This is a genomic window from Salinivibrio sp. MA427 (assembly GCF_001996115.1).
GTDB lineage: Bacteria > Pseudomonadota > Gammaproteobacteria > Enterobacterales > Vibrionaceae > Salinivibrio > Salinivibrio costicola.
Genome location: NZ_MUFH01000074.1, coordinates 1 through 9,975 on the forward strand (window position 1 = coordinate 1; position 9,975 = coordinate 9,975).

Genomic DNA, 9,975 nt, shown 5'->3' on the forward strand with positions numbered 1-9,975 from the left:
ATATAATCAGGCTGGTGGCCTTGAATGGCCTTAATCATCGCTTGCTCGTGCTCGTCGCGACTTAATCCTTCATGGCTAACAAAGTGAAACGGGATATCAAACCGCTCGGTTAAAGGCTGTAACTTATCGTAATTCCCTACCACAGCGGCAATCTCTATATCGAGCGATCCGTCATACGCTTTCATCAAAATATCGCCGAGACAATGCGACTCTTTGGTGACCATGATCACCACACGTTTGCGACGCGAACTGACTAATTGACGCTGACTACCGGGGGGTAATGCGTGGTCAAGATCCAATAGCAAGGTATGATCGTTGAAAATTCCCTCCAGCTCGGTGCGCATATAAAACTGACCGGTGGCGTGATCAACGTATTCGCGGTTATGAATAATATTGAGTTGGTGTTTGTAGCAAATATTGGTAATGGTAGCGATTAAGCCTTGAGCGTCAGGGCAATCCGTGAGTAGTGTTTTTCGTTCCATGCTGATACTGTGCTGCTTATTATTAAACCCTCGGTTTTACCCTGTCTGGCGGGCTAGGTCAAAGTGATTTTCGCAGTGATCTTGGCTTTCGACCCTGAATGGTTTGATCCATTTTGGGGGTTTGGCATAATGCTCTCTTTCCCCTGTGTATTTATCCAATGATCCGTAAGGTTTTCTCAGAGACGGGCGCGCTGGCTAAAGCCATTAACGGCTTCGTGCCTCGCCAACCGCAAACAGATATGGCGATCGCTGTCGATACGGCCATTCGTGAACAAGGCCAGTTAGTGGTTGAAGCGGGCACAGGAACCGGGAAAACCTATGCCTATCTGGCCCCGGTGTTGTTAAGCGGCAAAAAAGCGATTATCAGTACCGGGTCGAAAAACCTGCAAGAGCAGCTCTACCATCGCGATTTACCCTTGATGAAGTCTGCGCTGGGCTATACCGGTACCACGGCGCTACTCAAAGGCCGGGTCAATTATCTTTGTCCTGAACGTTTAGAGCGGCAAATCAGCGAGTGTCACCGCCCAGATAGTGAACCGGGACAACTGAGTCAGTTGGTCAAAATTCGTGAGTGGTCATCGTATACTGAATCAGGCGATTTGAGTGAATGCGAGGCGCTTGCCGAAGACAGTCCGCTCATTCCTGTTGTGACCTCTACCAATGATAACTGTCTGGGGAAAGACTGCCCGAGCTATGAAGATTGTTATGTAGTGAAAGCGCGGCGCCGCGCGATGGATGCCGATGTGGTGGTGGTGAATCATCATTTATTTTTGGCAGATGTCGCCATCAAAGAAACCGGCTTTGGTGAACTGATCCCAGATGCCGATGTGATGGTGTTTGATGAAGCGCATCAATTGCCCGATATCGCCAGCCAGTATTTTGGCCAGTCTTTGTCAAGCCGACAGCTTCAAGATGCCGCGAAAGATATTCATATCGCCTACCGGACCGAACTTCGTGATACCCGCCAACTGGAAAAAGTGGCCGATCGCCTCTCGCAAGCAGCGATGGATATGCGGTTAGTAATGGGGGAGCCAGGGTTTCGAGGCAATTGGCGCGAGCTTCAAGCGTCGCCCGTGGTTGAAAAAGAACTGGTGCGACTGTCCGATGCCCTCGATTTAGTTCATGACGTCGTCAAGTTGTCGCTTGGGCGAAGCCAGTTATTGGATGCCGCATTTGACCGTATTACGCTGTTTAAAGCCCGATTAACGCGCCTTCGCGATACGTCGATAACCGGATATTCCTACTGGTATGAATGTACACGCCATCATTTTAGCTTGAATATTACGCCATTATCCGTAGCGGACCGTTTTCGTGAACAAATGGCCGAACAAGGCGGTGCATGGATATTCACCTCGGCCACCTTGGCCGTAGAGGGGGATTTTGGCCACTTTAATCACCGATTAGGGATCGATGCCAAACAACAAATGACGCTGGAAAGCCCGTTTAATCGTCGCACCAAATGGTCCGTGAGCTCTCGGCGTTATTTCGCGAGCAGTTGTCATTGCCGGTGTTGATGCAAGGCGAAATGCCTAAACAGCGCCTATTGGCAGAATACTTGTCTTTAGGTAACGCGCTATTGGTGGCGACAGGGGCATTTTGGGAAGGCATTGATGTACGAGGCCAGGCCTTGAGTTGCGTTATCATTGATAAGTTGCCGTTTGCGTCGCCGGATGATCCTTTATTAAAAGCACGCATTGAAGACTGCAAATTGCAAGGTGGCGATCCCTTCGCTCAGGTACAAATTCCCGAAGCAGTGATCACGCTTAAACAAGGCGTGGGGCGATTGATTCGTGATCAACAAGACTATGGCGCATTGATTATCTGTGATAACCGCTTAGTCACCCGTGCCTATGGCGCGACCTTTTTACGCAGTTTACCTGCTATCCCACGGACACGGGAGCTTAACCATATTGACGATTTTTTGTCGCCCTCAGAGGCTGACAATAAAACCGTTCACTCGCATTTATCACATCAACCTATAGAGGGTTAAATGACGCTAAAAATACTTGCCGTCGATACGGCGACGGAGAATTGTTCAGTGGCACTTAGTTGTGGCGATCATGTTATTTCACGCAGTGAAATCGCCCCACGCGAACACACGAATAAGATCCTGCCGATGGTTGATGAAGTCCTGGCAGAAGCCGGCGTCGCGCTCAGCCAGGTGGATGCGTTGGCGTTCGGCCGCGGGCCGGGCAGTTTTACCGGTGTACGCATTGGTATTGGTATTGCCCAAGGACTCGCTTTTGGCGCGGATTTGCCCATGATTGGCGTGTCGACGCTAGAGGCGATGGCGGCACAAAGCTACCGACTGAGCGGCGCAACCCATGTTCTCGCTGCGATTGACGCGCGGATGGGCGAGTTATATGTCGGTCAGTACCAACGCACACAAACAGGCCGTTGGCAGTGTTTAGGTGAGGAAGTGGTCGTCGCACCCGATGCGCTTTCACCTCACTCGAACCAAGGTGTTTGGACATTGGCAGGAACCGGCTGGCCTGCCTATCCTAATCTAGAGGCCCAGTTGGGATTGCAAAGCGTCAGGTCAGACGTGTTGTACCCGCAAGCGCAAGATATGATCGCGATTGCACAACACGCGTACCAGTCAGGAGAAGCGGTGGCCGCCGAGCTAGCCAGCCCTACCTATTTGCGAGATAAAGTCACGTGGAAGAAATTACCCGGGCGAGAGTAGGCCGGTAGTCGGTCGGTGAGCATAGGAAGCGAATATGGTATCGATTAACGGTGTACCGTCCCCACAGACGACCCGATCTAATCAATCCCAGCGTGCGGCAAACAAACAGAAAGCCACACGCAAGCAAACGCCGAAGACGACGCAAGTTGCTAACGCGGTTCGCCAGCGCGTTGACCCAGTGTCGGTTGCGCAGGCTGAGCAAGCGCAGCAACAGGTGCAATATGATTTACCTGATGGTCGAGGTCGGCAGGCAATGGAATCTTATTTCGCCGTGTTAAACCAAACACGGCGAGAGGAACTGTTGAGCTTGGTTGGGGTCGATATATACGTTTAATGGCGCACAAAAGGAGTGTGTTGTATGAAACCTTATTGGCTAGTCGTTCTTGGTGCCTTGGCTTTAACCGGCTGCTCAACGTTGCCGGAGACACTCAAAGGACGCATGGATCAGCCCGTGACTGAATATCCAGTTGTGGCGAAAATGACTGAGGCGCAACGAGGCGAAGAAGTGCGCTTAGGCGGGATGATTGTCGGTGTCAACAACCGGGAGTCTGACTCGGTTGTAGAAATCGTTGCTTTACCAATCTCAGATGCGGGACGTCCCGATATTAAGGCCTCATCCCTCGGGCGTTTTAAAGCCGTTTTTGATGGGTTTGTGGAGCCTGCTGATTATGCCAAAGGGCGGCCGATTACCATTCTCGGCGACTTTGACTCACGCCAGCAAGGTATGGTCGATGCGTACGCCTATGATTACCCAGTGCTTAAGGTGAAAGGACATCAATTATGGAATATTGAGCAACAAGTGATTGATGATGACAGGCCGTATTGTTACGGGTCGTATTGTTCTCGACTTCGTATCGGTGTCGGTACCGGGCATGTGCAAAGCGTGATTACCCTTCCTTAACCCATAACGGGTCGCCATGCTATCCACACCGTTAAGTGCAAAGCTTGATGCTTTATTGGCCCAGCCCCCTGAGCAAGTGGGCCTTTGCTCGGGGTTGGTCGCCACATCTATCCCGCTTGCAGACATTCAGGTAGCGGCGGCTGTGCGTACGCCCAGCCATGGCGCACCGACATTAGTGWTCATGCACGGTTGGCAAGATAATCTCGCGAGTTTTCATTCGCTGCTTCCTTTATTGCCGCAAGATTTTGGGCTCATTCTGTTTGATTGGCCAGGGCATGGTTTATCGGAACACAAACCCGGTGATTATTATTATCCGTTTTTTGACTATCTTGATGATCTGCACCAAGTGCTGAACCACTCATCGCTCCCGCTGCTCGGTCACACAGGGCCGGTGGTGCTGGTGGGTCATTCACTGGGTGGGGTGGTCGCTAGCTGTTATGCGGCCAGTTTCCCCGATAGTATTGATGCCATGGTGACCATTGAAGCGCTCGGCCCGATCGCGGAACCTGAGCAGACAGTCACTGAACGTTTTGTAAACAGCTTGAATCAACGGGCCATTTTACGAACAAAGGCCCCCCGTTACTTTGATTCGGCGCTTAAGGCGCTACGATTACGCGCCTCGATAAATAAAGTGTCGCTTGAGGCACTTCTGCCTTTGGTGGCTCGAGGACTTTCGGTGTGTACACAAGGCGTACGCTGGCGTCATGACCCCAAATTAGGCGCAGAAGCGCTTTATCGGATGTCGCCAGCTCACAGTGAGTCGATTATTCGAGCGATCAATTGCCCAGTACTGGCGATTCGGGCGACAGATGGGTATCCTGCATTTCGCTCAACAGATGCGGCCATCCGGGCAACGTGGTTTCAACAACTCACCCTCGCTGAGCTTCCCGGAACCCATCATTGCCACCTTCAACAACCGCAACAAACTGTGTCGTTGATAACGGATTTTGTGACCAAAATTCAAACGCGCACTTAAAATGCTCGTGTAAAAATAATGTTAACGTTATGGTAGGCAGGTTAAACACTTGTTTGAATTATACCTTGCGTCGATCGAAGTGGGCCAAATAGCCGACCAGCAGAAATATAGGAGAAAGCCAGTGGAAAAGGTATGGCTTAATCGTTACCCGTCGGATGTGCCGGCGGAAATAGATCCAGATGCTCATCGCTCCCTTATTGAAATGTTTGAACATTCTGTTCAACAGTACGCCGACCAGACTGCCTTTATTAATATGGGGCAGGTGATGACGTTTCGTAAGTTGGAAGAGCGTAGCCGCGCGTTTGCGGCCTATTTGCAAAATGAGCTGAAGCTGAAAAAAGGCGATCGCGTTGCGATCATGATGCCAAACCTGCTGCAATATCCGATTGCTTTATTCGGCATTTTACGTGCCGGTTGTGTTGCTGTTAACGTCAATCCGTTATATACCCCTCGTGAGTTAGAGCACCAGCTGACGGACGCGGGAGCAAAGGCCATTGTGATTGTCAGTAACTTTGCCCATACATTAGAAAAAGTGGTCGACAATACCCCAGTCAAGCATGTGATTTTGACCAGCTTAGGCGAGCAACTCCCGCGCGCCAAAGGAACCTTGGTGAACTTTGTGGTCAAATACGTGAAGAAAATGGTACCCAAGTATCATTTGCCTCATGCCACATCGATGCGCCAAACGCTGAGTCGTGGTCGCCGAATGCAATACGTTAAGCCTTTCTTGAAAGGCGATGATGTCGCTTTCCTCCAGTACACGGGTGGCACCACTGGATTGGCGAAAGGCGCTATCTTAACCCACCGCAATATGTTGGCGAATGTCTATCAAGCAAAAGGTACCTACCAGCCGGTGCTTAATACGGGTGAAGAAGTGGTGGTAACTGCATTACCGCTTTATCACGTCTTTGCGTTGACCGTAAACTGCCTGTTGTTTATCGAGATGGGGGGGCAGAACTTACTGATTTCTAACCCGCGTGATATTCCAGGTTTTGTGAAAGAGCTACAAAAATATCCATTTACCGCGATCACTGGCGTGAATACGTTATTCAATGCCTTGCTCAACAACGAAGATTTCCATGAGCTCGATTTCTCGAACCTACGTTTGACCGTGGGAGGAGGCATGGCGGTACAGCGTGCAGTGGCTGAAAATTGGAAAAAACTGACGGGTAAGCACTTACTCGAAGGATATGGGTTAACCGAATGCTCACCTTTGGTTGCCGCGTATCCGTACGATCTGCGAGACTACAATGGCTCAATTGGTTTGCCCGTGCCCTCGACTGAGGTCCGTATTGTCGATGATGAAGGTAACGACGTCGCCGATAATCAACCCGGTGAGCTTCTAGTACGTGGCCCACAGGTGATGCAAGGCTACTGGAATCGGCCTGAAGCCACACGGGAGAGCATTGATGAACATGGCTGGTTAGCGACCGGTGATGTGGTGCAGTTTGATGATGATGGTTTCTTGCACATTGTTGACCGCAAAAAAGACATGATTTTGGTATCAGGCTTTAATGTTTACCCAAATGAAGTGGAAGACGTGGTCGCCCTGCACGAAAAAGTGCTCGAGGTTGCAGCGATTGGCCAGCCTAACGAAAACTCGGGCGAGTTGGTGAAGATCTGTGTGGTGAAAAAAGATCCCTCGCTCACGCGAGATGATCTCGTTGCCCACTGTCGTAAGCATCTTACGGGCTATAAGGTACCGCGTGTGGTGGAATTTAGGGATGAATTACCTAAAACCAATGTTGGTAAAATTTTGCGTCGTGAGTTAAGAGACGAGTCTGAGGCGCCTGCGCAAAAAGCGTCGGCTTGATGCGAACCGACCCAGAAAAGGGTAAACTAGCGATAACGAATCACGAAATGCCGGCATCGCCGGCATTTTCTTTATGGGCTTTTTTGTGAACTATCAACTGATCACCTCTTCTCAACAACTCGTGGCTATATGCACGCGTCTTCGTCAGCAAGCAACCGTGATGGTCGATACCGAGTTTGTCCGCACTCGCACTTTCTATGCTCAGCTGGGCTTAGTTCAGCTTTATGACGGGGAGTGCCTCGCGCTAGTCGATCCTATCGCGATTGACGATTTATCGCCTTTGTGGGCACTGATGGCCGACGTCAGCGTGACTAAGGTACTACATGCGAGCAGTGAAGACTTAGAGGTGTTTCTACACCATGCGGGTGCGCTACCGACACCAATGATTGATACCCAAATCATGGCAGCATTTTTAGGCCATGGTGTATCGGAAGGGTTTGCAAGCTTAGTTGAGCGTTATGTCGGTGTGGCGCTGGACAAGGGCGAGTCACGCACTGACTGGTGTGCACGGCCACTGACCGACAAGCAAAAGCACTACGCCGCAGCAGATGTTTACTATTTGATGCCACTTTATCAGGCGTTGTCTGACGCCTTAGCGCAGACACCGTGGCAAGAGGCTATCGTCGAGGAGTGCGCACTGCTTTGCCTGAAAAAACAGCAGCCAAAGGCGGATGATGCTGTCTATCGAGAGATTAAATATGCTTGGCAGTTGAATCCACAACAATTGGCAGTATTGCAAGCGTTGGCAAAATGGCGAGCCAAAGAGGCACGACGTCGTGATATGGCGCTTAATTTTATCGTCAAAGAACAGCACCTTTGGAAAATGGCGCGATACGATATACGCACAGTAGAGCAAATGCAGGAACATGGGTTTGATCGCTTTGAAATTCGCTATCATGCACAAACACTGATAAAAATCGCAAAACAGGCTGACAAGGTGACTGCGGATAAATGCCCGCCAGCGCTGACACGATTGGTTGATGAACCAGGCTATAAAGCGGTGATCAAAGCAATTAAAGAAAAAGTGCAAGAAGCGGCTGATAACGCTGGATTAGCGCCAGAGTTTATTGGCTCCAAAAAACAGCTGAATCAGCTGATTACTTGGGTATGGCGAGATGATTGCCAAGAAGAGAAGCGCCCCGAGTTGGCAAAAGGATGGCGTTACACGTTAATTGGCGATGCTCTGTTAGCGGTTATTCCCAAAAAGCCAACTGCCTAAACCTAAAAAGCGGTGCTCGTGCACCGCTTTCGTGTTTTTGAGAAAAAGGGGCCGTATTAGTGGTCCTTTCCTTCCTCGGGGAGCGTAACATTTAGCTCTAAAACAGACAGATCATCATCCCCTTGCTCGAGGCTAACCGATACCTGGTCTGGCGCAATATCGACATATTTCCGGATGACATCTAAGATATCCTGCTTAAGCTGAGGCAGATAGTTTGGAGCAGGGCTATCGGCACTACGACGCTCGGCAACAATAATCTGTAAACGCTCTTTCGCGATGTTGGCGGACTTTTTCTTAGTGGGCCGGAAGAATTCTAGCAATGCCACATTAGCCTCCAAATAAGCGTTTTAAGAAACCTTTACGCTCTTCCTCAATAAAGCGGAAGGGGCGCTCTTCACCCAGCAGACGAGCGATGGCATCTTCGTAGGCCTGGCCTGCGTCAGACTCTTGGTCAAGCACAACAGGCTCACCTTTGTTCGAGGCGTGTAATACCGACTGGCTTTCCGGGATCACGCCCAGCAGAGGAATACGTAGAATATCTTCAACGTCTTCGACACTTAGCATTTCGCCATTGGTCACACGTGCAGGGTTATAACGAGTGACTAATAAGTGGTGTTTAACCGGCTCCTCACCGTTTTCTGCGCGGCGTGATTTAGAGTCAAGAATGCCAAGAATACGGTCAGAATCGCGTACAGATGACACTTCAGGATTGGTCGTGACAATTGCTTCATCAGCAAAATACAGCGCCATTAATGCGCCAGCCTCGATGCCCGCAGGAGAGTCGCAAATAATGTATTCAAAACCAAGCTCGTCCATGTCTTTTAAAACACGTTCAACCCCTTCTTTGGTCAGCGCATCTTTATCGCGTGTCTGAGAAGCGGGTAGAATAAACAAGTTTTCTACGCGTTTATCTTTAATCAATGCTTGATGGAGATTCGCCTCACCATTAATGACATTAACAAAGTCGTAGACAACACGGCGTTCACACCCCATCACTAAGTCCAGGTTACGTAAACCGATATCAAAATCGATAACCGCTGTTTTTTTGCCTGTTAATGCTAATCCGGTCGCTAATGCTGCACTTGAGGTGGTTTTTCCCACGCCACCTTTGCCGGAAGTAATTACAATAATTCGTGCCATTCCTCGTCCTTATTCTGTTATAGCGTGAGGGGGTCAATCTGTAAGCTTTCTTGATTAAGCGACACCATGGCTGGCCGCTCAACATGTTCTGGTGGAATCTTATCATTCAGCCAATAGCTACCTGCCACTGACAATAATTCTGACTGAAGGTTCTGACAATAAATGCGTGCTTGTTTTTGTCCGCATGCGCCGGCAATTGCTCGGCCTCGTAGCACGCCATAAATATGAATGCTGCCATCGGCAATCACTTCTGCCCCGGCGCTCACATGATTCAAGATGACCAAATCTGCGTTTTTAGCATAAATTTGCTGGCCGGAACGAACAGGCGCGGTGACCACTTTTGCTGGCGTTTGTATCGGATCTGCGATCCGTGACTGCTTACTTGATTTAAGCACGGCCAGTCCCGAATCTAGCGCAAGTTGGCGTGTATGGTTGTGCGTGACCCCAGTCAGTCCGATAAGAATCATTCCCGTTGCCTGTAAACAGCGCTTTAACGCACTGATGTCAGGACATTGAGAAAGGCGTTGAACATCAGCCACAACGGGGGCACCTTCAAAAAAACCAGGTGCTTGAGTGACCTTCTCGGCCAGCACATCAGCCGCCGCGGCGAAGTTATCGTCAACAAGATGGAGGACGGATAGGGTGAAAGTAGAGCCTTTCAACTCCGGTTGTTTAAGCATGTGATTCGATCCCGGTTCTGTCGTTAAAACACGAGTCAGACGTGCATTATCAGACGTTGAATAGCATGGTATATTCAC

The 9,975-nt window shown here is 49.9% G+C and carries 10 protein-coding genes and 1 pseudogene; 7 read left to right on the top strand and 4 right to left on the bottom strand.

Going from position 1 to position 9,975, the window contains the following annotated elements; all coding sequences use genetic code 11:
- On the bottom strand, positions 1-482 hold a 482-nt coding region (locus tag BZG79_RS07055), incomplete at its 3' end, for a formyltransferase family protein (RefSeq protein ID WP_277918953.1).
- 158 nt (positions 483-640) lie between these two features.
- On the opposite strand from BZG79_RS07055, the pseudogene BZG79_RS07060 reads away from it, so the two are divergent.
- From BZG79_RS07060 to rnd, 7 genes and pseudogenes are all read left to right on the top strand, one after another.
- Positions 641-2,472, top strand: a pseudogene (locus BZG79_RS07060) (ATP-dependent DNA helicase).
- Entirely contained in the window at positions 2,473-3,168 is a 696-nt protein-coding gene (gene tsaB, locus BZG79_RS07065; protein WP_077774057.1) for a tRNA (adenosine(37)-N6)-threonylcarbamoyltransferase complex dimerization subunit type 1 TsaB, read from the top strand.
- 34 nt (positions 3,169-3,202) lie between these two features.
- Entirely contained in the window at positions 3,203-3,502 is a 300-nt protein-coding gene (locus BZG79_RS07070; RefSeq protein WP_021022441.1) for a hypothetical protein, read from the top strand.
- A gap of 24 nt (positions 3,503-3,526) precedes the next feature.
- Entirely contained in the window at positions 3,527-4,069 is a 543-nt protein-coding gene (locus tag BZG79_RS07075; protein WP_077774058.1) for a Slp family lipoprotein, read from the top strand.
- 16 nt (positions 4,070-4,085) lie between these two features.
- Entirely contained in the window at positions 4,086-5,045 is a 960-nt protein-coding gene (locus BZG79_RS07080; RefSeq protein WP_242414138.1) for an alpha/beta hydrolase, read from the top strand.
- A 121-nt stretch (positions 5,046-5,166) separates the two neighbouring features.
- On the top strand, positions 5,167-6,858 hold the full coding sequence (gene fadD, locus BZG79_RS07085) for a long-chain-fatty-acid--CoA ligase FadD (protein WP_077774059.1): 1,692 nt from the start codon (positions 5,167-5,169) through the stop codon (positions 6,856-6,858).
- Positions 6,859-6,943: 85 nt separating this feature from the next.
- Positions 6,944-8,077 (top strand): ribonuclease D, encoded by a 1,134-nt coding sequence (rnd, locus tag BZG79_RS07090; RefSeq protein WP_077774061.1) that lies wholly within the window; start codon positions 6,944-6,946, stop codon positions 8,075-8,077.
- A gap of 56 nt (positions 8,078-8,133) precedes the next feature.
- Here the strand turns inward: rnd and minE are convergent, their stop codons facing one another.
- The 3 genes from minE to minC are packed head-to-tail and all read right to left on the bottom strand — an operon-like array spanning position 8,134 to position 9,897.
- Positions 8,134-8,403: a cell division topological specificity factor MinE gene (gene minE / locus BZG79_RS07095; protein ID WP_077460181.1), complete on the bottom strand. Its 270-nt coding sequence runs from the start codon at positions 8,401-8,403 to the stop codon at positions 8,134-8,136.
- A gap of 1 nt (position 8,404) precedes the next feature.
- Positions 8,405-9,217: a septum site-determining protein MinD gene (gene minD / locus BZG79_RS07100; RefSeq protein WP_077460182.1), complete on the bottom strand. Its 813-nt coding sequence runs from the start codon at positions 9,215-9,217 to the stop codon at positions 8,405-8,407.
- A gap of 17 nt (positions 9,218-9,234) precedes the next feature.
- Entirely contained in the window at positions 9,235-9,897 is a 663-nt protein-coding gene (gene minC / locus BZG79_RS07105; RefSeq protein ID WP_077460183.1) for a septum site-determining protein MinC, read from the bottom strand.
- Positions 9,898-9,975: the final 78 nt, after the last annotated feature.